The 21,332-nt window shown below is 70.5% G+C and carries 21 protein-coding genes; 10 read left to right on the plus strand and 11 right to left on the minus strand.

Going from position 1 to position 21,332, the window contains the following annotated elements:
• Positions 1–51: 51 nt before the first annotated feature.
• Positions 52–657, plus strand: a complete 606-nt coding sequence (locus tag IO39_RS03720) for a TetR/AcrR family transcriptional regulator (protein WP_043616674.1) — start codon at positions 52–54, stop codon at positions 655–657.
• Here the strand turns inward: IO39_RS03720 and IO39_RS03725 are convergent.
• From IO39_RS03725 to IO39_RS03740, 4 genes are read right to left on the minus strand one after another with little or no spacing between them, the layout of a single operon-like run.
• Positions 651–1,700: an ABC transporter ATP-binding protein gene (locus IO39_RS03725; RefSeq protein ID WP_043615983.1), complete on the minus strand. Its 1,050-nt coding sequence runs from the start codon at positions 1,698–1,700 to the stop codon at positions 651–653. The genes IO39_RS03720 and IO39_RS03725 overlap by 7 nt on opposite strands.
• The gene (locus IO39_RS03730; protein ID WP_043615989.1) at positions 1,687–2,466 is read right to left on the minus strand and encodes an ABC transporter permease; all 780 of its coding nucleotides are present in this window, start codon (positions 2,464–2,466) and stop codon (positions 1,687–1,689) included. Before IO39_RS03730 ends, IO39_RS03725 begins: the two co-directional genes overlap by 14 nt.
• Entirely contained in the window at positions 2,459–3,325 is an 867-nt protein-coding gene (locus IO39_RS03735; protein ID WP_245641796.1) for an ABC transporter permease, read from the minus strand. Before IO39_RS03735 ends, IO39_RS03730 begins: the two co-directional genes overlap by 8 nt.
• Positions 3,326–3,346: 21 nt before the next feature.
• The gene (locus IO39_RS03740; RefSeq protein WP_084772223.1) at positions 3,347–4,465 is read right to left on the minus strand and encodes a polyamine ABC transporter substrate-binding protein; all 1,119 of its coding nucleotides are present in this window, start codon (positions 4,463–4,465) and stop codon (positions 3,347–3,349) included.
• Positions 4,466–4,636: 171 nt separating this feature from the next.
• On the opposite strand from IO39_RS03740, the gene IO39_RS03745 reads away from it, so the two are divergent.
• Positions 4,637–5,767: an aminoglycoside phosphotransferase gene (locus tag IO39_RS03745; RefSeq protein WP_157547870.1), complete on the plus strand. Its 1,131-nt coding sequence runs from the start codon at positions 4,637–4,639 to the stop codon at positions 5,765–5,767.
• A complete protein-coding gene (locus IO39_RS03750; RefSeq protein ID WP_043615992.1) occupies positions 5,764–6,723 on the plus strand; it encodes an SIS domain-containing protein in 960 nt (319 codons plus the stop codon). Before IO39_RS03745 ends, IO39_RS03750 begins: the two co-directional genes overlap by 4 nt.
• Before the next feature lie 33 nt (positions 6,724–6,756).
• Here the strand turns inward: IO39_RS03750 and IO39_RS03755 are convergent, their stop codons facing one another.
• Genes IO39_RS03755 through IO39_RS03765 form a run of 3 tightly spaced genes read right to left on the minus strand, consistent with a single transcriptional unit; the run spans position 6,757 to position 10,286 of the window.
• On the minus strand, positions 6,757–7,125 hold the full coding sequence (locus IO39_RS03755; RefSeq protein WP_043615996.1) for a DUF742 domain-containing protein: 369 nt from the start codon (positions 7,123–7,125) through the stop codon (positions 6,757–6,759).
• A 12-nt stretch (positions 7,126–7,137) separates the two neighbouring features.
• Positions 7,138–7,560, minus strand: coding sequence for a roadblock/LC7 domain-containing protein (locus IO39_RS03760; protein ID WP_043615999.1), 423 nt, complete (start codon positions 7,558–7,560; stop codon positions 7,138–7,140).
• The gene (locus IO39_RS03765; RefSeq protein WP_043616002.1) at positions 7,557–10,286 is read right to left on the minus strand and encodes a nitrate- and nitrite sensing domain-containing protein; all 2,730 of its coding nucleotides are present in this window, start codon (positions 10,284–10,286) and stop codon (positions 7,557–7,559) included. Before IO39_RS03765 ends, IO39_RS03760 begins: the two co-directional genes overlap by 4 nt.
• Positions 10,287–10,580: 294 nt before the next feature.
• Here IO39_RS03765 and IO39_RS03770 point away from each other — a divergent pair, with 294 nt between their 5' ends.
• From IO39_RS03770 to betA, 5 genes are read left to right on the plus strand one after another with little or no spacing between them, the layout of a single operon-like run.
• Entirely contained in the window at positions 10,581–11,669 is a 1,089-nt protein-coding gene (locus IO39_RS03770; protein ID WP_043616003.1) for a quaternary amine ABC transporter ATP-binding protein, read from the plus strand.
• The gene (locus IO39_RS03775; RefSeq protein WP_043616004.1) at positions 11,666–13,579 is read left to right on the plus strand and encodes an ABC transporter permease; all 1,914 of its coding nucleotides are present in this window, start codon (positions 11,666–11,668) and stop codon (positions 13,577–13,579) included. Before IO39_RS03770 ends, IO39_RS03775 begins: the two co-directional genes overlap by 4 nt.
• Positions 13,576–14,553, plus strand: a complete 978-nt coding sequence (locus IO39_RS03780; protein ID WP_043616005.1) for an ABC transporter substrate-binding protein — start codon at positions 13,576–13,578, stop codon at positions 14,551–14,553. Before IO39_RS03775 ends, IO39_RS03780 begins: the two co-directional genes overlap by 4 nt.
• Positions 14,550–15,521, plus strand: a complete 972-nt coding sequence (locus tag IO39_RS03785; protein ID WP_211266879.1) for an ABC transporter substrate-binding protein — start codon at positions 14,550–14,552, stop codon at positions 15,519–15,521. The genes IO39_RS03780 and IO39_RS03785 overlap by 4 nt, the downstream gene beginning before the upstream one ends.
• Positions 15,518–17,143 carry a choline dehydrogenase gene (gene betA / locus IO39_RS03790; protein ID WP_211266880.1) on the plus strand — a complete coding sequence of 542 codons (1,626 nt, stop codon included), beginning with the start codon at positions 15,518–15,520 and terminating at the stop codon, positions 17,141–17,143. The genes IO39_RS03785 and betA overlap by 4 nt, the downstream gene beginning before the upstream one ends.
• A 104-nt stretch (positions 17,144–17,247) precedes the next feature.
• On the opposite strand, the gene IO39_RS03795 is transcribed toward betA, so the two are convergent.
• A complete protein-coding gene (locus IO39_RS03795) occupies positions 17,248–18,018 on the minus strand; it encodes a TetR/AcrR family transcriptional regulator (protein ID WP_043616691.1) in 771 nt (256 codons plus the stop codon).
• Between the two features lie 78 nt (positions 18,019–18,096).
• Here IO39_RS03795 and IO39_RS03800 point away from each other — a divergent pair, with 78 nt between their 5' ends.
• Positions 18,097–19,032: a daunorubicin resistance protein DrrA family ABC transporter ATP-binding protein gene (locus IO39_RS03800; RefSeq protein ID WP_043616008.1), complete on the plus strand. Its 936-nt coding sequence runs from the start codon at positions 18,097–18,099 to the stop codon at positions 19,030–19,032.
• Complete coding sequence (locus IO39_RS03805) at positions 19,029–19,847, plus strand: ABC transporter permease (RefSeq protein WP_052422419.1); 819 nt, start codon at positions 19,029–19,031, stop codon at positions 19,845–19,847. Before IO39_RS03800 ends, IO39_RS03805 begins: the two co-directional genes overlap by 4 nt.
• Before the next feature lie 104 nt (positions 19,848–19,951).
• Here the strand turns inward: IO39_RS03805 and IO39_RS03810 are convergent, their stop codons facing one another.
• Genes IO39_RS03810 through IO39_RS03820 form a run of 3 tightly spaced genes read right to left on the minus strand, consistent with a single transcriptional unit; the run spans position 19,952 to position 21,322 of the window.
• Positions 19,952–20,482 (minus strand): GTP-binding protein, encoded by a 531-nt coding sequence (locus IO39_RS03810; protein WP_245641798.1) that lies wholly within the window; start codon positions 20,480–20,482, stop codon positions 19,952–19,954.
• 28 nt (positions 20,483–20,510) lie between these two features.
• Positions 20,511–20,873 carry a DUF742 domain-containing protein gene (locus IO39_RS03815; protein ID WP_043616014.1) on the minus strand — a complete coding sequence of 121 codons (363 nt, stop codon included), beginning with the start codon at positions 20,871–20,873 and terminating at the stop codon, positions 20,511–20,513.
• 26 nt (positions 20,874–20,899) lie between these two features.
• Positions 20,900–21,322 (minus strand): roadblock/LC7 domain-containing protein, encoded by a 423-nt coding sequence (locus tag IO39_RS03820; RefSeq protein ID WP_043616017.1) that lies wholly within the window; start codon positions 21,320–21,322, stop codon positions 20,900–20,902.
• Between the last annotated feature and the right edge of the window lie 10 nt (positions 21,323–21,332).

Consider the following 21,332-nt stretch of genomic DNA (forward strand, 5'->3'; position numbering starts at 1 on the left):
ACTATGGTCACGGCTAACTGAACAGCAGCCGAACGAGTGAAGGTGGTGAGGGTGGCTCAGCGTAAAAGCCGGAGCGACCGGCGGCTCGATCTGATCGAGGCCGCGCGCAGGGCCATCATCCGCCATGGCATCGACGGTGTACAGCTCTCGCACGTCGCCGAGGAGGCGGGGCTGACCTCCGGCGCGGTGCTCTACCACTACCCCGACCTCAGCGAGCTGCTGATGGAGGCGCAGCACGCCGGCATGGAGCGCTTCTACGAGCAGCGCCTGCGCCAGCTCGCCACGCTCACCGACCCGGTCCAGAAGCTGGTGGTCACGATCAGGTCCGGGCTGCCGACCGGGCCGCTCGACCCCGACGTGCGCCTGCTCAACGAGCTGGGCGGGGCCGCGGGCCGCAACCGGGTCTATGGCGTGCTGCTCACCTCGCTCTACGATCGGCAGGTCTCGATGTACCAGGCGATCCTGGACACCGGGGCCGCGCTGGGCGTGTTCAGGCTGAGCGCCGACTCGGTGACGATCGCGCGCAACCTGGTGGCCCTGGAGGACGCCTACGGCTACCGGATCACGGCCCGGCATCCGCTGATCGGCCCCGACGAGGCCGCCGAGCTGATCCTGTCCTACGCCCGCGCGGCCACGGGCAACGACCTGCTTCACTGATCGGCCGCCATGATCACCGCGTCCTTGGCGTCCCAGCGCACCTTGACCTGGGCGCCGGCGCGGACCGAGCCGGCGCCCTGCACGGCCACCAGGACCGGCTTGGGGTGGCCGGGCACGTCCACGGAGATGTGCGAGACGCCGCCGTAGAAGCTGACGTCCAGCACGCTGCCGGCCAGGCCCCTGGTCGCGCCGGCGTCGGCCAGCTCGATCTTCTCCGGCCGCACCGCCAGCAGCGCCTCGGCGCCCGCCGCCAGCTCGGTCAGCGGGGTGCCGGCCAGCATGCCGAACTTCTCGCTCTTGATGCCGTCCAGGCCGCTGGCCTCGCCGCGGAAGAGGTTGTTGGCGCCGACGAAGTCGGCCACGAACGGCGAGCGGGGGCGCTCGTACAGCTCGATGGGCTCGTCCACCTGGCGCACCCTGCCGCTGTCGAAGACCGCGATGCGGTCGGCCAGCGACATGGCCTCCTCCTGGTCGTGCGTGACGACCACGAACGTGATGCCCACCTCGTGCTGCAGCCGCTTGAGCTCCAGCTGCATGTCCGCGCGGACCTTCTTGTCCAGTGCCGACAGCGGCTCGTCGAGCAGCAGCAGCCGGGGCCGCTTGACGATGGAGCGGGCCAGCGCGACGCGCTGGCGCTGGCCGCCGGAGAGCTGGGCGGGCTTGCGCGAGGCGTGCGCCGACAGCCCGACCGTCTCCAGCACCTCGCCGACGCGCTCCTTGATCTCCTGGCGGGGCAGCCGCTCGCGCTCCAGCCCGTAGGCCACGTTCTTGGCCACGGTCATGTGCGGGAACAGCGCGTACGACTGGAACATGAGGCTGATCGGGCGCCGGTTCGGCGGCTGGGACAGCAGGTCGGCGCCGTCGAGCGAGACCCGGCCGGCGTCCGGCGTCTCGAAGCCGGCGATGATGCGCAGCAGCGTGGTCTTGCCGCAGCCCGAGGGACCCAGCAGCGCGAAGAACTCGCCCTGCCCGATCTCCAGCGACACGTCGTTGAGCGCGATGACGTCCCCGAACCTGCGCGAGACACCGTCAATCTTGAGCACGCGACTCCCCGATCTTGGTCAGGCGCTGACCGGCGATCACCGCGGTGAAGCTCACCAGGAGCAGGATCGCCGCCAGCGCGTTGATCTTCGGGGTGACCCCGAAACGGATCATTGAGTAGATGACGATCGGCAGCGTCGCCTCGCCGTTGCCGATCGTGAAGAACGCGATCACGAACTCGTCCAGCGACAGCGTGAACGCCAGCAGCGCGCCGGCCACGATGCCCGGCATGAGCTGCGGGAGCGTGACCTTCATGAAGGTCACCACCGGCCCGGCGCCCAGGTCGCGCGACGCCTCCTCCAGCGAGGTGTCGGTGCCGGTCAGCCGGGTGCGCACCACCGCCGCGACGAACGCCATCGCGAACAGCCCGTGGGCCAGGACCACAGAGTACAGGCCGAGCGTGAGCTGGATGGTCCCGTAGAGGACCAGCAGGCCCAGGGCCAGCACGAGGTCGGGCAGCACGGCCGGCATCAGCGAGACCGCGTCGAGGATCTTGGACCTGCTGTACCGAGCCAGGCCGACGGCCAGCATCGTGCCCAGCACGGTGGCGATCACGGTGGCGCCGGTGGCCACGATGAGCGTGTTGATCAGGCCGTCCTTGATCCGCTCGTCCTCGGCCAGCACGCCGTACCACTTCAGGCTGAAGCCCTCGAAGGTGTAGGCGGACTCGCCGGAGTTGAACGACATGGCGACGAGCACGGCGATCGGCAGGTACAGGAAGACGTACGTGAGCCAGAACGGGACGTACAGGAGCTTGGGCCTACGCACGGCGCGCCGCCCAGGCCTGTGCGATGAGCAGCAGCACCAGCACCGCGATGAGGGCCAGCGCCAGCGTGGCGCCGAACGGCCAGTCGCGCGCCGACAGGAACTGGTTGCGGATCAGATTGCCCACCATGATCGACTTGTTGCCACCCAGCATGTCGGGGACGACGAAGTTGCCGAAGCTCGGCACGAACACGAACATGCAGCCGGTCAGCACGCCCGGCACCGTCAGCGGCAGCGTGACCTTGCGGAACGTGGTGAACCCCGAGGCGCCCAGGTTGGCGGAGGCCTCGCGGAGCTGCGGGTCGAGCCGCTCGATCGCGGCGTACAGCGGCAGCACCATCAGCGGCAGGTACGAGTACAGCAGCCCCGCCATGATCGTGCCCTGGTTGTAGAGCAGCTCGAACGGCCCCAGCCCGAGCTTGGCCAGCGCGCTGTTCAGCAGCCCCGGCCCGCTGAGCAGGATCGTCCACGCGTAGACGCGGATGATGAAGCTCGTCCAGAACGGCAGCACGATGGCCACCAGCGCCATCGTCTTCCACCGGGGCGGGAGCTGCGCGATCAGGTAGGCCGTCGGGTAGCCGATGAGCAGCGCGAGCACCGTGGTGATCGCGGCGATCTTCAGCGACTCCCCGACCACGCTCAGGTAGAGCGGGTCGATCAGGCGCTCGAAGTTCTCGGTGGTGAACTCGTAGACGACGCCGCCGAAGCGCCCACGCTGGAAGACCGTGTAGCTCATCACCAGCGCCAGCGGCACCAGCATGAACACGACCAGGTACGTCAGCCCCGGCGACAGGAAAACGAACGCGCCCAGCCGGCGTCCCCGGGATCGGGACACCGGCTGGGTCTTGACCTCAGACTTCACGTGACTTCACAGTGACAACGACTAACTCGCCGTGACGTCCTGCGACAGACGGGTGTACTTCGTCGACGCCTGACCCAGATCGATGGCGGCCTCACCGTCGAGCAGCTCGGCCGGGGTGGTGTTGAGCAGCGAGCCCTTGGCGATCTTCACCTGCTCCATGGCGGCCTTGTTCGGCACCTTGTAGTTGATGTTCTCGGCGGCCCAGCTGTGGATCGTGGGGTCGAGGATGTAGTTGATCAGGGCGTGCGCGGCCTCCTTGTTCTTGGAGGACTTCATGATCACCATGGTGTCCACCCAGAGGTCGCTGCCCTCCTTCGGCACCACGAACTTGATGTTCTGCTTGGCGTCGGTGGTCGGGCACCAGCCGTCCCACGCCTCGGCCATGATCGCCTCACCGGACAGCAGCCGGTCGCCGAAGCCGGTGTCGTCGTAGCGGAGCAGGTGCGGCTTCTGCGCGAGCAGCAGCTCCTTGGCCTTCTCCAGCTCCTCGTCCTTGTCGGTGTTGATCGAGTAGCCGAGCGACTTGAGCGCGGGCAGGGCCAGCCAGCGCTCGGTAGCGAGCATGGTGACCTTCTTGTCGGCCCAGGCGGGCGGCTTCAGGAGATCGTTCCAACTCGTGGGCGCGGACTTCACCAGGTCGCTGCGGTAGCAGATGCCGGTCGTGCCCCAGGTGTAGGGCACGGAGTACTTGTTGCCCTTGTCGTACGAGAGCTGCGTGGCCTCCGGGTAGAGGTTGGCCAGGTTGGGGACCAGCTCGTGGTGGATCGGCTCCAGCAGGCCCTGCTCGTTGAGCGCCTGGGCGTACTGGCCGGACACGAACGCCACGTCGATGCCGCTGTCACCGGGGGCGGTGAGCTTGGTCATCGCGATCTCGTTGGTGTCGTGCAGCTGGACCTGCACGTCCTTGATCTTGAGCTTCTCCATGGCCTGCTGCGGAAGCTCCTTGGGCGTGTAACCTTCCCAAACCGTGATCTGCAGCGTCTGCTTCGACAGGTCCGCGTTGGGCTTGAGCTGGTCGGCCGCCGCCACCGTCGTGTCATCTGAGCTTGACGACTCACCGCCGCACGCCGCGACGGCAAGCGCGAGGCCGGCCGCCGCCACGGCGGCCGGGAGACGACGGGTGAACCGGGTACGGGACACGGCCGCTACTCCTTCTGAAGTTTGTGTGTTTGAGGGGTCGCGCGACCTTACCGGACACAGCGGACCAGAGCAGGAGTGTTGCAGCAGAAATCAACATGAGCAAGACTTTTGCTGACATTGCTACCAGGAAGTTTGGTTCACCTGTTGAATTGGGATTCAATAAGTCGTCGCTTGATCTCTCTCGGTGAGAAGCCCCTCACCGGGCGGGATCGCGGGTTCACGGCCGCACTCCTGACGCTGCTGGAGGGTGAGGCGGAGCCGGAGGTGCCCGCGCCCTTCGCCGTACGACGCTTCCTCCCGCTGCCCAGCCTCTCGCACGCCCCTGGAGATCTCCACACTGGGGCCCCAGGTGAACGCGACTTCGGGCCGCACGTGGACCAGACGAACTACTCGGTGATCGTGGGCGAGCGCGTGGTCGTGAAATGGCTGACCCCGCCCGTGCCCCTCCCGCACCCGGCGCCCGGCATCCTCGCGCACCTCGTTGACACGGGCTTCAACGACACAGCTCCTCCTTACGCTGCTCTGACAGGCCGGTTGCACGGCCGCGACCATCTGCTGGCCCTGATCACGGGCTATCTGCCCGAGGCCAGGGACGGCTGGGAATGGTGCGTGGACGAGGCGGTGGCCGGGCGCGCGGACTTCGCCACGACCCTCGGCCGTCTCACCGCCGACCTCCACATCGCGCTGTCCACCCTGCCCGGCGACCCGTCCCCGGGCGGCGCGACCCACGCGGCCAGGGCCGCGGACGCGCTCGCCCAGGCCCTGGAGCTTACCGTCGGTGACGACGGGACGTGGCTGGCGGCCAGGGCCGGGGCCATGCGCGCGGAGCTGGCCGCGCTCGGCGCCCCGTCCGACGGCCCGCTGATCAGGATCCACGGGGACCTCCACGTGGGCCAGATCCTCAGGTGGCGCGACGGCTACGCGGTCATCGACTTCGACGGCAACCCCACCGTCACCGACGCCGGGACGCACCAGCCCGCCGCCCGCGACGTGGCCCAGCTCACCACGAGCCTCGAACACGTCGCCCAGGTGGCCGTGAAGAGAAGGTCCACCCCGCCCGGCGCGGCGGCGGACTGGGCGCGGCGGGCCCGCGCCGCCCTGCTGACCGCCTACCGGGAGCGCCTGGTAGAAAGGCACCGGCCGGAGCTGCTGGACGAACGGCTGCTCCGCCCGTTCGAGGTGGAGCAGGAGTGCCGCGAGCTGATCTACGCCGCCCGCCACCTGCCCCGCTGGCGTTACGCCCCGATGGGCGTGCTGCGCACCTGGTACGGAGAAGACCCCCGCAAGGAGAACATCGCGTGAATTCTGAGCTCTACCTCTCCGACCTGGAGCGCAAGCCCGCCGCCCTGCGCGACCTGGCCGGCGCGCTGCGGGCGGAGGACCCGTTCCGCGAGCTGCCGGAGACCATCGACAGGGTGCTGTTCCTGGGCATGGGCAGCTCCCGCTACGCCGCCGGCGTGGCGGCCCTGCGGCTGCGGGCCGCCGGGGTGAACGCCCACGCCGAGTACGCCTCCGCCGCCGCGAGCTTCCCGCCCGCCCCGGGCACCCTGGTCGTCCCGATCTCGGCCACGGGTTCGAGCAGGGAGACGCTCGACGCCGTGGCCCGCTACACCGGCGGCCCCGGCTGCCTGGCGGCCCTGACCAACCGGCCCGGCTCCCCGCTCGCCGAGGCCGCCGACGTGGTGATCGACATGCGCGCGGGCGAGGAGCGCGGCGGCGTCGCCTGCCGGACTTTCCAGCACACGCTGGCGCTGCTGCTGGCCCTGGAGTGCCGGCTCACGGGCCGGGAGCGCGACCTGCCGGCCCTGCTCGGCAGGGCCGCCGACGCCTCGGCCGACCTGCTGGATCGCCGGGACGAGTGGCTGCCGCCGGCCATGGAGCTGCTCGACGGCCCGCACGGCGTCTACACGATCGCGCCCGCCGAGCGGCTGTCGTCGGCCGAGCAGTCGGCGCTGATGTTCCGGGAGGGTCCGCGCCGCCCGGCCGACGCCTGCGAGAGCGGCGACTGGTCGCACGTGGACGTCTACCTCACCAAGACGCTCGACTACCGCGCCCTGCTCTTCCCCGGCTCCCGCTACGACGAGCAGGCCCTGGACTGGGTGCGCGAGCGCGGCTCCACGGTGATCAGCGTGGGCGGCGAGGTGAAGGACGCCACGGCCGCGATCCGCTACCGGCACGACGACGACCCCGAGGTGGCGCTGCTCACCGAGACGCTGGTCGCGGAGCTGGTGGCCGCCTCCTGGTGGTCGGAGCAGTAAGCCGCCTGGTCGATCTTCGTGGGGCGCGCCCCGTCAGAGCCTGCGCAGCCCGCTCAGCACCCTTTCGAGCAGGCTCCTGTCGGGCAGCCCCGCGTCGAGCTGCGGCTGGTACACCTTGACCAGCCCGTCCGCCTCCATGTCGGCGACCAGCACCCGCGCCACCCCGAGCGGCACGCCGAGCAGCGCGGAGATCTCCGCCACCGACCGCACCTGCCGGCACAGCTCGCTGATCGCCCGGTATTCACGGGTGTACGTCGTGCCGAGCCGGGCCGAGGTCGCCGACGAGACCAGGGCCTCCATGGCCAGCTCCGAGCGCGGAGTGGTGCGGCCCCCGGTGACCGCGTACATGCGGACGAGCGAACTTCGCTCGGGCTCCTGCTCCCCGTTGTGCCACGATGCCACGGTTCACTCCCATCACCACGGGCGCGTGGCGGACAGCTCCGCCCGTACGGCAGGGGTGAGCACCTGCCCCGCGCGCTCGACGAGGATCGTCATCTGGTAGGCGACCAGGCCCATGTCGCAGTCGGGCGCGGCCAGCACCGCCAGGGAGGATCCGTCGCTGATCGACATCACCAGCAGCAGGCCGCGTTCCATCTCGACGAGGGTCTGGGTGACTCCTCCGCCCTCGAACACCCGCGCCGAGCCCTGCGTGAGGCTCACCAGCCCGGCCGCGATGGCGGCGAGCTGGTCGGCGCGGTCTTTGGGGAAGCCCCTGGAGTAGGCCATGGGCAGGCCGTCCGCCGAGACGACCACGGCGTGCGCCACGCCGGGGACCTCTTCGACGAAGGCGCTGACCAGCCAGTTGATGTCTCTGGCGGCCTGGCTCAGCTCCTTCACGAGTCCTCCTCGAGCTCGGCGCGTCCCTTGCGCACGCCCTGCTGGTAGCTGGCCAGCCTGCTGCGGAGCCGGTCGGGGGAGACCGGAGGAGCGGGAGCGGGCGGCGGCTTGGGATGCGCGGTGCCCGGTACCAGGTTCGCGCGCGGTGTGCGCTTGGGCAAGCCGGAGTTCGTCACGCCGTCGCCCGCCGGCTGCGCGGCCGCGCCGGCCGCCTGCCAGCCCTGGTCGGCGGACGAGGTCCAGGCGGGCGCGCGGTGGTCGGCCGTCGGGGCGGTCTTGGTGAACCAGCCGCTCTCCTCGACGGAGGCGAAGATCGGCAGGTACTCGTCCCCCGCCTGCTGCCGCGCTTCCGGCGGCGGCGCGGGCAGGACCGCCGGCTCCGCCGGAGCGGGCAGGACCGCCGGGTCGGGCGCCGGCTCCGGCGCCGCCCCGTCGGGGAGCGGCTGCTCGACGGAGTGCGTCTGCGCCGAGCCGAACCACGAGGACGGCTCGGACGCCGCCGGCACCGAGTCGAACGACGGATGCCCGGGCGGCGGCCCCGAGCCGAAGGACGGCATCCCCGCCCGCGGCCCCGTGACCGAGTCGTACGACGACCCCATCGGCGCGCCCGTCACCGGGTCGTACGAGGACATCCCGGTCGGCGCCCCCGTGACCGGGTCGACCGACGGGTGGCCGGCCGCGGGGTCCGGCGTTCCCCGGCGGGCGGCGTAGGAGGGCGCGGTCTGCCGGGGCACCTGGAGGCGCTGCCCGGCCCCCGGCACCGGCCCCGGCGCCTCGGTGAGCAGCATCGGCGGGATGAGCATCATGGCGGTCAGCCCGCCGATGTCCTGCCGCCGCAACTGCACCCGGATGTTGTGCCGCAGCGCCAGCCGCCCGACCACGAACAGTCCCATCCGCCGCGACACCGACACGTCCACGACGGGCGGGTTGGCCAGCCGCCAGTTGGCCTCGGCCAGCTCCTCCTGGCTCATGCCGATGCCGTGGTCGGTGACCGACACCATCAGGCTGCCGCCGTCGATGCGGCTGCTGGAGATGACGACCTTGGTGTCGCGGGAGGAGAAGGAGACGGCGTTCTCGATCAGTTCGGCGAGCAGGTGCACGACGTCGGTGACGGCCTGGCCGGCGATGGCGACGTCGGACTGGACCTGGATGCTGACCCGGTCGTAGCTCTCGACCTCGCCGAGCGCCGCCCGCACGATGTCCATCAGCTCGACCGGCTCGCGCCACTTGCGCGCCGCCTCCTGGCCGGCCAGCACGAGCAGGTTCTCGCTGTTGCGCCGCATGCGGGTGGCCAGGTGGTCGAGCTTGAACAGGTCGCCGAGCCGGGCGTCGTCGCGCTCGCCGCGCTCCAGCTTCTCGATCAGCGTGAGCTGCCGCTCGACCAGCGTCTGGCTGCGCCGTGACAGGTTGACGAACATGGCGTTGACGTTGGAGCGCAGCTTGGCCTCGTCGCCCGCCAGCCGGACGGCCTCGCGGTGCACCTCGTCGAAGGCGCGGGCGACCTCGCCCACCTCGTCCTTGGTGAAGATGCCGATGGGCGGCACGTCGGTGCCGACCGCGCCGTCGCGGGACTCCCGCAGGTGCTGCACGAACTCGGGCAGCCGCTTGCCCGCGATGTCGAGGGCCTCGCCGCGCAGGCGGCGCAGCGGGCGGACGAGCGAGCGGGCCACGCCGGTGGTGATCAGCAGGATCACCACGAGCAGCGCGAGCACGAGGCCGGCGGTCAGGACGGCGCGCCCGCGCTCGTCGGCGCTGAGCGCCTCGCTGCGGGCCACGATGCTCTCGGCCTGGCGCCGCTCGACCTCGCGCATGGCGTTGACGACCACGTTCGACGCCTCGAACCACTCCTTGGCGTCGTCGCGCCTGGACAGGTCCAGCCCGCGCAGCGGCAGCCCCTTGGTGGCCCTGATGAGCACCAGCTCGCGCAGGAACAACATGCGGTCGGCGGAGCGGCCGTTGACGGTCTCGTCGAAGAGGCGGCGCTCCGCGGCGGTGGCCTCGGCGGCGAAGTCCCTGCGCTCGGCCGTCTCCCTGGCCTGCTCGCCGAGGAAGCGCTTGAGCTGGTCCTGCTCGAACGCGCCCTCCAGCAGGGCGACCGTGACCAGCGCCTGCTGGTAGGACAGGCTCTCCTTGGCGCGGGCGAGCCCGTCGAGCATGCTCGTCTGGCGGAACAGCTCGTCGTCCACGCTGCCCTTGACCAGCTCGTTGTGGACGGAGAGCAGGTCGCTGACGACCGTGGTGTAGAGCTCGACGGCCGGGCCGGGCAGCAGGTTGGCCTCCAGGGCCTGCTTGCGCAGGGCGGCGAGGTCGTCGAGCCGGTTGAGCAGGTGTTCGAGCTGGTCGGCGGTGCGGCCGGTGGACTCGGTCATGAGCTGGCCGGCGATGCCGCGCACCTGCCTGGCGGCCAGGTCCACCTTGTCCATCTGGGCCCGCACCTCGGCCAGGTCCTCCGCCGGGCGGTCGCGAGCGATGTAGGCGGCGGTCCTGGCCCGCTCGCCGGAGACCAGGTGGGTGAGCCCGCCCAGCTCGGCGGAGAGGCGGGCGAACTGGTTCGTACGCGCGTAGTCGGCCGCCGCCGAGGTCGAGGTGAGCACCTGGACGCCGCCCAGCAGCACGGCGGCCGCGGTCGGCACCATGATCAGGGCGACGAGCCGCGCGCGGACCCGCCAGTTGCGCAGCCGCCAGCGGCCTTCGCCGGCCTGCCTGGCGCCGAGCTCTTTACTCACCGAACGCACCTCGCCCGAATCGGCGTATATGAGGGATCTATGTCCCAAGGAAATCAGCAATGCCGGTTATTCCAGCACACCCCGTGGCTCGTGGCCAAGCGAACATAACGCGACAAATGACGGTTGATGTGACTCCTGAGGATAGAACCTGGCGCTCCATCCCGGAAGTGATGGGACACGAAATAAACCTTTAACATAATAAATGTCCACTTATGGGCGTTTAGCGCGTTCCAATATGTCACGAGCTGATCTTGAAAGTGCTCAGTACGTTGAGAATCCCGCTATTGGCGACATATGTTGAGCGACGGCAAAAACGAGGAGGCGAGGGTGGGAGATTCTCCCGGCAACGCGGCGATCAGCGTTGCGGGCCTTTGGAAGATCTTCGGATCCAGGGCGCGCAAGGTGCTGGACAGCGCTGACAAGCACCTCGATCCGGCCGCGCTGAGGGAGAAGACCGGCTGCACCGCCGCCGTCAGGGACGTGAGCTTCGAGGTGCGTCCCGGCGAGGTGTTCGTCGTCATGGGCCTGTCGGGCAGTGGCAAGTCCACGCTCGTCCGCTGCCTGACCAGGCTCGTCGAGCCCACAGCCGGCCGGATCAGCATCGGCGGCGAGGACGTCCGCGCCGCCTCCCCCGCCCGGCTGCGCGAGATCCGCCGCCACCAGGTCAGCATGGTCTTCCAGCACTTCGGCCTGCTGCCGCACCGCAAGGTGATCGACAACGTGGCGTACGGGCTGGAGGTCCAGGGCACCCCCAGGGCCGCCAGGCACGCGCGGGCCGCGGAGATCCTCACGCTCGTCGGCCTCGACGGCCACGCCGACGCCTACCCCGACCAGCTCTCCGGCGGCATGCAGCAGCGGGTGGGCCTGGCCAGGGCGCTGGCCGTGGAGCCGCGGGTGATGCTCTTCGACGAGCCGTTCAGCGCGCTCGACCCGCTCATCAGGCGCGACATGCAGGCCGAGGTGATCCGGCTGCACCGGGAAGTCGGCAAGACGATGGTCTTCATCACCCACGACCTGGCCGAGGCGCTCAAGCTGGGCGAGCGCATCGCGATCATGCGGGCCGGCGCGATCGTGCAGCTCGGCACGGCCGAGGAGCTGGTGGGCGCGCCGGCCGACGACTACGTGGCCGACTTCGTCCGCGACGTGCCGCGCGACCAGGTGCTGACCCTGCGCTGGATCTGCCGCGCGCCCGAGCCCGGCGAGCCGCTGGACGGCCCCGAGTTACCCGCCGCCACCCTGATCAGGGACGCGATCGGCGTCGCCTCCGCCTCCTCCCGGCCGATCAAGGTCGTGGCCGGCGGGGAGCTGGCCGGCGTGGTGGACCGGGTGGACCTGCTGTCGTTCCTGTCGGGGCAGGAGACGGTCGTCAGGGCGGGCGCATGAGCTCCGCGGCCGTCACCACGCCCGCCCGGCTCGGGTGGCCGAGGTGGGCGGCGCCGGTGGGCGTGGCGGTCGCGTTCGTGGCGGCGTACCTGCTCTTCCGGGGCACCGGGACGCTGCCGCACGACAAGGAGGCGCCGCAGTTCCTGGCCGTCACGGAGCTGCGCGAGTGGATCGACGACCACCGCAACGACAACCCGCTCTTCCTGTACTTCCTCAACTACATCAGGCTCTTCGTGGGCGGTCTCTACGAGGCGTTCGAGACCGCCCTGTACGCGCTCGGCTGGCCCGGCGTCACCGGCGTCATGGGCGCGCTGGCCTGGCTGGCCGGCGGGTGGCGCATCGCGCTGCTCGCGGTCGGGGGCGTGAGCGCGTTCGGCGTGCTGGGGCTGTGGGAGTCGAGCGTCGACACGCTGGCCCTGGTCGGGGTGGCGGTGCTGCTGTCGCTGGCGATCGGCGTGCCGGTGGGCGTCTGGGCCGGGCTGTCGTCTCGGGTGCGGCGGGCGATCACCCCCGTGCTGGACGTCATGCAGATCATGCCGACGTTCGCGTACCTGGCGCCGCTCGCGCTCTTCTTCCACATCGGCGCGCCCGCCGGGGCCATCGCCACGATGATCTACTCGATCCCGCCCGCCATCCGCATCACCGCCCTGGCCGTCTCGCAGGTCTCCCCCACGGCGGTCGAGGCGTCGGCCTCGCTGGGCGCCACGCGGTGGCAGACGCTGTTCAAGGTGCGACTGCCGCTGGCCAGGCCCACGATGGCGCTGGCGATCAACCAGACGATCATGATGGCGCTGTCCATGGTCGTCATCGCGAGCCTGATCTCGGCCCCGGGCCTGGGCGGCGACATCATCCGCGGCCTGTCGCGGGCGCAGGTCGGCATCATGCTCCCGGCCGGCGTCGCCATCGTGATCATGGCGGTGGTGCTCGACCGGATGATGATGGCCGTCGCCCGCCGTGACCCGCACGCCCGGCCGCGCCGCCTCGACCTGCTCACGGCGGGCGCGCTGGCCGCCGCCGGGCTGGCGCTGATCCCCGTGCTGCCCAAGGTGTGGCCGGAGAGCCTCACGGTGAGCCTGGTCGCCGAGGTGAACGACGCCGTCCGCTGGGCCGAGGACAACTGGTTCACGGTGACGGCCTGGATCAAGGACACCACCTCCCACCTGCTGCTCAACCCGCTGGAGTCGCTGCTCACCTCGGCCCCGTGGTGGCTGGTCGCGCTCGCGGTGCTGGCCGTGGCCTGGCGGGTCAGCGGCCCGCGCCCGGCGCTCACGGCGCTGGCCTGCCTGCTGGCGATCGCGCTGCTCGGCGTCTGGGAGCACACCATGCAGACAATGACCACGGTCGCCGTCGCGGTGCTGGTCACCCTGGCCGTCGGCCTGCTGCTGGGGGTGGCGGCGGCGCGCTCGCCACGGTACTCGGCCCTGCAGCGCCCGCTGCTCGACGCCGCCCAGACGATGCCCGCGTTCGTGTACCTGCTGCCGGCGCTGGCGCTGTTCGAGACGACCAGGTTCACCGCCATCTTCGCCTCGATCATCTACGCCGTGCCGCCGGTGGTGCGCCTGGTCGAGGACGGCATCAGGGCCGTGCCCGCGACGGTCGTCGAGGCGGCCGTCTCGGCCGGGTCCACCCCCGGCCAGCTCCTGTGGAAGGTGCAGCTGCCCATGGCCAGGCGGGCCATCCTGCTCGCCGTCAACCAGGGCATCGTGATGACGCTGGCCATGGTGGTCGTCGGCGGCCTGGTCGGGGCGGGGGCCCTCGGCTATGACGTGGTCGCCGGATTCTCCCAGCGGACCGACTTCGGGATGGGCTTCGTCGCGGGCGTCGCGACCGTGCTCCTCGGAGTCATGCTCGACCGCATCACGCAGGGCGCCGACAGGCGTCCTTCCCCCCGAAAGAGGAAGTTCACATGAAGATTCGCCTGCTCGCAGGCCTCCTGGTTGCCGGACTCACCGCCGTCGGCTGCGGCGGCGCCACCGTGGACGGCGCCACCGGCGCCTCCGCCCCCGCCGCCGGCTCCAGCGCCTCCGCGTCGGGTTCCGCCGGCACGGTGAAGATCGCGATCAACCCGTGGGTCGGGTACGAGGCCAGCGCCAACGTGGTCGCGTACCTGCTGGAGAAGGAGCTCGGCTACACCGTCGAGCTGCCCGAGATCAAGGAGCAGCTCGCCTGGGAGGGCTTCGAGACCGGCGACGTCGACGTCATCATCGAGAACTGGGGTCACCCCGACCTGAAGAAGCAGTTCATCGACGAGAAGAAGGTCGCGCAGGTGGCCGGCTCCACCGGCAACAAGGGCGTGATCGGCTGGTACATCCCCAAGTGGATGGCCGACAAGCACCCCGACATCACCGACTACAAGAACCTGAACAAGTACGCGAGCCTGTTCAAGACCTCCGAGTCGGGCGACAAGGGCCAGTTGCTGTTCGGCGACCCCTCGTACGTCAGCAACGAGGAAGCCCTGATCAAGAACCTCAAGCTCAACTACAAGGTCGTCGTCGGCGGCAGCGAGGCGGCCCTGATCAAGGGCGCGCAGCAGGCGCAGGAGCAGAAGAAGCCGCTGCTGTTCTACTTCTGGGACCCGCACTGGCTGTTCAGCAAGACCGACCTGGTCCGGGTCAAGCTCCCCGCCTACACCGAGGGCTGCGACGCCGACCCGAAGAAGGTGGCCTGCGACTACCCGGAGATGGACCTCGACAAGATCGTGAGCACGAAGTTCGCGCAGACCGGCGGGAAGGCGTACGAGCTGGTCAAGAACTTCAACTGGACCAACGAGGACCAGAACGCCGTCGCCGACGACATGACCAACAACGGCATGACCGGCGAGGAGGCCGCCAAGAAGTGGGTGGAGGCCAACCCCGCCAAGTGGCAGGCCTGGATCCCGCAGTGACCGGTTCTCCTCCGCGGCCCCGCCCGGCGGGGCCGCGCACCAAGACGCTCGCGGGGCTGGTCGTGACGGCCCTGCTGCTGGCCGCCTGTTCCGGCGCGGAGCCCGAGACCAGCGCGCGGGCCAAGGGCACGGTCAACATCGACATCCACGGCTGGCTCGGGTACGAGGCCCAGGCGGCGGTGCTGGCGTACCTGCTGGAGCACGAGCTGGGCTACAAGGTGAACAAGCGTCCCGTGAAAGAGGACCAGTCCTGGCGGGATTTCGAGTCCGGCAAGGTCGATGTGATCGTGGAGAGCTGGGGTCACAACGACTGGAAGAAGGAGTACATCGAGGAGAAGAAGGTGGCCCTGTCGGCCGGGCTGACCGGGAACAAGGGGGTCATCGGCTGGTACGTCCCCGAGTGGATGGCCAAAAAGTATCCCGATATTACGGACTACCGAAACCTCAATAAGTATGCCCACCTCTTCCGGACCGAAAAGACCGGAAATGCCGGGCAGGTTTTGGACGGGGACCCCACGTTCGTCACGAATGACGAGGCACTCGTCAAGAACCTCAAGCTCAATTACAAGGTCGTCTACTCGGGCAGCGAGGACGCGCTGATCAAGGCGGCCCAGGCGGCGACGAAGAATCGGACACCGCTGCTCATGTATTTCTACGAGCCGCAATGGCTGTTCACCAAGGTCAGGCTCGTCAAGGTCGCGCTGCCGCCCTACGCCGTGGGCTGCGACGACGACCCGGCCAAGGTCGCCTGCGACTATCCGCCGTACCTGCTGGACAAGATCGTCAGCCGGCAGTTCGCGGAGACGGGCGGGCAGGCGTACGAGCTGGTGCGCAACTTCTCCTGGACCAACGACGACCAGAACGCCGTGGCCGGCGACATCGTCAACGAGAAGATGAGCCCCGAGGAGGCCGCCGAGCGGTGGGTGCGGGAGAACAAGATCGTGTGGAAGGACTGGATCCCCCGTTGAGGTTCGACTTCGTCATCGTGGGCGGCGGCTCGGCCGGCTGCGCGCTGGCCAACCGGCTGAGCGCCGACCCCGCGACCTCGGTGCTGGTGCTGGAGGCCGGCCGGCCCGACTATCTGTGGGACGTGTTCATCCACATGCCGGCGGCGCTGATGTTCCCCATCGGCAACCGGTTCTACGACTGGCGGTACGAGTCGGAGCCCGAGCCGCACATGGGCGGGCGGCGCGTCTACCACGCCCGGGGCAAGGTGCTCGGCGGCTCCAGCAGCATCAACGGCATGATTTTCCAGCGCGGCAACCCGCTGGACTACGAGCGCTGGGCCGCCGATCCCGGCATGAAGCACTGGGACTACGCGCACTGCCTGCCGTACTTCAAGCGGATGGAGAACTGCCTGGCCGACCCCGGCACGGAGTTCCGGGGCCGCTCGGGCCCGCTGAAGCTGGAGCGCGGGCCGGCGCGGGGGCCGCTGTTCGAGGCGTTCTTCGCGGCGGTCCAGCAGGCCGGGCACCCGCTGACCGACGACGTCAACGGCTACCGGCAGGAGGGCTTCGCCGCCTTCGACCGCAACGTGCACCGGGGCCGCCGGCTCAGCGCCGCCCGCGCCTACCTGCACCCTGTCCGCCACCGCCCCAACCTCACGGTCAGGACCCGCGCCTTCGTGGAGAAGGTGCTGTTCGACGGCGCCCGCGCGACGGGGGTGCTGTGCGGGGGCGAGCGCATCGAGGCGGGGGAGGTCGTCCTGTGCGGCGGCGCCGTCAACACCCCCCAGCTCCTCCAGCTCTCCGGCGTGGGCCCCGCCGCCCTGCTGGAGCCCCTGGGCATCGAGGTCGTGCACGACCTGCCGGGCGTCGGCGAGAACCTCCAGGACCACCTGGAGGTCTACGTCCAGCACGCGTGCAGGCAGCCGGTCTCCCAGCAGCCCTCGCTGGCGATGTGGCGGCGCCCGTACATCGGCGCGAGCTGGCTCTTCCTGCGCCGCGGCCCCGGCGCCACCAACCACTTCGAGGCGGGCGGCTTCATCCGCTCCAACGACGACGTGGCCTACCCGAACCTGATGTTCCACTTCCTGCCGATCGCCGTGCGCTACGACGGCTCGGCCCCGGCCGGCGGCCACGGCTACCAGGTGCACATCGGCCCGATGTACTCCGACGCCCGCGGCTCGGTCCGCGTCACCTCCGCCGACCCGCGCCGCAAGCCCGCTCTGCGCTTCAACTACCTGTCCACCGAGCAGGACCGCAGGGAGTGGGTGGAGGCCATCAGGCACGCCAGGACGATCCTCGCCCAGCCCGCGTGGGACGGCCTGGACGGCGGCGAGATCTCCCCCGGCCCGTCGGTGCGCACGGACGAGGAGATCCTCGCCTGGGTCGCCAAGGACGGCGAGACGGCCCTGCACCCGTCGTGCACCTGCAAGATGGGCACCGACGCGATGGCGGTGACCGACCCGGACACGATGCGCGTGCACGGCCTCGACGGGCTGCGCGTCGTGGACGCCTCGGCCATGCCGTACGTCACGAACGGCAACATCTACGCACCCGTGATGATGCTCGCCGAGAAGTCCGCCGACCTCATCCTCGGCAACACTCCCCTGCCGCCCGAGCCGGTGGAGTTCTACCGGCACACGTGACCTCGGACCCGGGCCTCTCCTGGCCCGGCCTCTCCTGGCCCGCCCCTCTCCCGGCCCGCCCTCTCCCGGCCCGCCCTCTCCCGGCCCGGCCTCCGCCAGGCTGCTCAGCCGCCGGCGGCGCGCCGGGCGACCAGGGCCTCGATGCCGTCCAGCACCCGCCGCAACCCGAACTCGAAGGCGTGCTCGGGGTTGTAGGCCGCGTTGAGCTGCTCGCCCGCCGCCTGCCCGACCCTGGCCGCCGTCGGGTAGCGGCTGGTGTCGGCGATGCGGCTGAGGAAGGGCGCGTGCGCGGCCCACCACTGCTCGTCGGTCAGCCCGGTCAGGCGCTCGGCCTGGGCGGACTCCACCGCGCCCCGGGCCGTCCCATGCACGAACCCGGTGATCAGCGTGATCACGGAGTCCATCTCCAGGTCCGACAGCCCGATGCCGTCCACGGCGCGCAGCTCGTAGTCGTACTTGGCCGTGACGTTCGGCCCGAGCACCGGCCGGTTCGCCGCCACCTGCAGCAGCCACGGGTGACGCAGGTAGAGCGCCCAGTTCTCCCTGGCGATCTGCTCCAGCCGGCCCCGCCAGCCGCCCGGCACGTGCTCCGGCCTGGCGGTCTCGCCGTAGACCGTGTCGAGCATGACGTCGAACAGCTCGGGCTTGCCCGGCACGTACGTGTAGAGCGACATCGTCCCCACGCCCAGCCGCTCGGCCACCCGGCGCATGGACAGCGCCGCCAGCCCCTCGGCGTCGGCCACCTCGATGGCGGCGCGCACGATGCGGTCCACGCTCAGCTCCGGCTTGCCCTTTCGGCTGGCCCGCTCGCTCGTCCGCCAGAGCAGCGCCAGGCTGCGCGCGGGGTCGCCCCTTCCGGAGAACTCAACTGTCACCTTCGTACGGTACACCGTACGGTTGCGCTTTCCAAACGTAGACTGTACGGTACGGCGTACGATTCACGAAGGAGCGGCATGACAGCGGTACTCGCGCAGGGTCTGCGCAAGACGTACGGAGAGAAGGCGGCGCTCGACGGCATCGACCTGGAGGTGGCCCGGGGCACGGTCTGCGGCCTGCTCGGCCCCAACGGCGCGGGCAAGACCACGGCCGTGCGCATCCTCACCACGCTGCTGCGCCCCTCGGGCGGACGCGCGGAGGTGGCCGGGTTCGACGTGGTCTCCCAGCCCCGCCAGGCGCGCCGCAACCTCGGCCTGGTCGGCCAGGGCGCCGCGGTGGACGAGCTGCTGACCGGCCGGCAGAACCTGGAGCTGTTCGGCCGCCTCTACCACCTCGGCCCCGCCGCGGCGCGCAGGCGGGCGGCGGAGCTGCTGGAGCGGTTCGGCCTGGAGCACCCGGGCCCGGCCAAGGAGTACTCCGGCGGCATGCGCCGCCGGCTGGACCTGGCGGCGAGCCTGATCCTCGCGCCCCCGGTGCTCTTCCTCGACGAGCCGACGACGGGCCTCGACCCGCGCAGCCGCGCGGAGATCTGGCGCGCGGTGCGCGACCTGGTGTCCGACGGCACCACGGTGCTGCTGACGACGCAGTACCTGGAGGAGGCCGACCAGCTCGCGGACCGGATCTCGGTCGTGGACGCGGGCCGGGTGGTGGCCGAGGGCACGCCGGACGAGCTGAAGTCCAAGCTCGGCGGCGACCGGCTCGACGTGGTGGTCCACGACCCGGAGCGGCTCGACCGGGCCGCGGAGATCGTCGGGCGCGCCTCGGGCGGCCCCGTGGAGGTCGACCGGGACACCAGGCACGTCAGCGCGCCGGTGAGCGACCGGGTGCGGGCGCTCATGGACGTGCTCGCGGCCCTGTCGGCCGCCGGGATCGAGGCCGAGGACGTCGCGCTGCGCCGCCCCACCCTCGACGAAGTCTTCCTCAACCTCACCGGAACCGGAGGCGGCCGATGACCGTGACACCCCTGACCGACGGCCCGCTGACGCGGCTGAGGTGGGCGCTGCTGGACGGCTGGACGGTCGCCCGCCGCGACCTGATCCACTGGGCCAACCAGCCCATGACGGTGATCTTCGGGATCGTCTTCCCCGTGGTCATCACGCTGGCCTTCGGCTACCTGTTCGGCGGCGCCGTACGCGTCCCGGAGGGCGCCGACTACTTCGCCTTCCTCATGCCCGGCATGTACGGCATGACGATGCTCTTCGGCCTGAGCGCCACCATGATCGCGGTCACCACCGACGCCTCCAAGGGCATCACCGACCGCTTCCGCTCCATGCCCATGGCGCCCTCGGCCGTGCTGATCGGCCGGGCCATCGCCGACCTGCTCCACTCGGTGCTGATCCTGGCCGGCCTGCTGGCCTGCGGCCTGGCGGTCGGCTGGCGCCCGGCCACCCTCGGCGGCGCGCTCGGCGCGGTGGGCCTGCTGCTGCTCCTGCGCTTCTCGCTGCTGTGGGCCGGGATGTACCTGGGCCTGCTCACCAGGGACCCCGGCGGGGTGGTGGCCATCCAGACGCTGGAGTTCCCGATCGGCTTCCTGTCGAACGCCTTCGTCGCCCCCTCCACCATGCCCGGCTGGCTCGGGGCGATCTCGGAGTGGAACCCGCTGTCGTCCACGGTGGCGGCGGCCAGGCAGCTCTTCGGCAACCCCGGCTGGGGCGGCGACTCGTGGGTGGCCCAGCACGCGGTGCTGATGGCGGTGGTGTGGCCGGTGGTCATCACGGCCGTGTTCTTCGTCCTGTCGGTCCGCCTGTACCAGCGTCTCGACCGCTGACCCGGCGGCGGGCGGCCCGGATCGTCAGCGCGGGTGTCGTCAGCGCGGGTGTCGTCAGCGTGCGGTGGGACCGGTGCGGCCGGTCCCACCGGAGGGGAGGGCGGTCAGTGCACGGGCGTGGCGCGCGTGCGCACCACGTGCTCGACCAGCGAGATCAGCGTCGCCTTGACCGACTCGCGGTTGCGCGCGTCGGTGCGCACGATCGGCACCTGCGGCGACAGCGCCAGCGCCTCCCTGACCTCCTCGTCGGAGTGCAGGAACTGCCCGTCCCAGCCGTTGACCCCGATGACGAACGGCAGCTTGGCCTCTTCGAAGTAGTCGATGGCCGGGAAGCTGTCGGCCAGGCGGCGCGTGTCGAGCAGGACGACCGCGCCGATCGCCCCCTTGACCAGGTCGTCCCACATGAACCAGAACCGGTGCTGCCCGGGCGTGCCGAACAGGTAGAGGATCAGGTCACGGTCGAGCGACAGGCGGCCGAAGTCCATGGCCACGGTCGTGGTCTGCTTGTTCGGCGTCAGGCCGAGGTCGTCGATGCCCGCGGACGCGTCGGTCATCACCGCTTCAGTGGTGAGCGGGAGGATCTCCGACACCGCCCCCACGAACGTCGTCTTACCGACACCGAAGCCCCCGGCCACGACGATCTTCGTCGACGTGAGGCCAGGGCTAGAGCCTGCGTAGTCCACTGAGCACCCTTTCGAGCATGTTGAGGTCTGGCTGTCCCTGGCTGAGGCGTGGCTGGTGCAGGCGGACGAGCCCTTCGTCGGACATGTCCGCCACGAGCACCCTGGCCACGCCCAGCGGGACGCGGAGCAGGGCCGAGATCTCGGCTACCGACCGGAACGACCTGCACAGCTGCATGATGGCCTCCTGCTCGGGGGTGAGCATGGCCATCTCGTCGTCCGGGATCGACATCGAGGAGATCAACGTCTCCATCGCGAGGTGATAACGCGGCTCAGACCGGCCGCCCGTCACCGCGTAAGGACGGAACAGGGGCTCGTCTTCCCCGATTCCGTCAGTGCCGTACACGGCCCGCTCCCATCAGTTCCATCACATCACCGGGTCCTGGCGGCCTGGAGTTCCGCGCGAAGGGCCGGGGTGAGCGCCTGCCCCGCCCTGTCTACCAGCAAGGTCATCTGGTACGCCACCAGGCCCATGTCACAATCCGGACCCGCCAGAACCGTCAGCACGGAGCCGTCGCTGATCGCCATGACCAGCAGCAGGCCGCGCTGCATCTCCACGACGGTCTGCGTCACCGCGCCGCCCTCGAACACCCTGGACGCACCCACGGTCAGGCTCAGCAGGCCGGCGGAGACCGCGGCGAGCTGGTCGGCCCGGTCCGGAGGGAAGCCCTCCGAGGCGGCCAGGCAGAGCCCGTCCGCCGAGACGACGACGGCGTGGGCGACTCCGGGCGTGTTGCGTACGAAGTCGGTGATCAGCCAGTCGAACCTGTGCGCCTCGTGGCTAAGGGTTGTCACGCATCCTCCC

It is taken from the genome of Nonomuraea candida, assembly GCF_000725485.1.
GTDB classification, from domain to species: Bacteria; Actinomycetota; Actinomycetes; order Streptosporangiales; family Streptosporangiaceae; genus Nonomuraea; species Nonomuraea candida.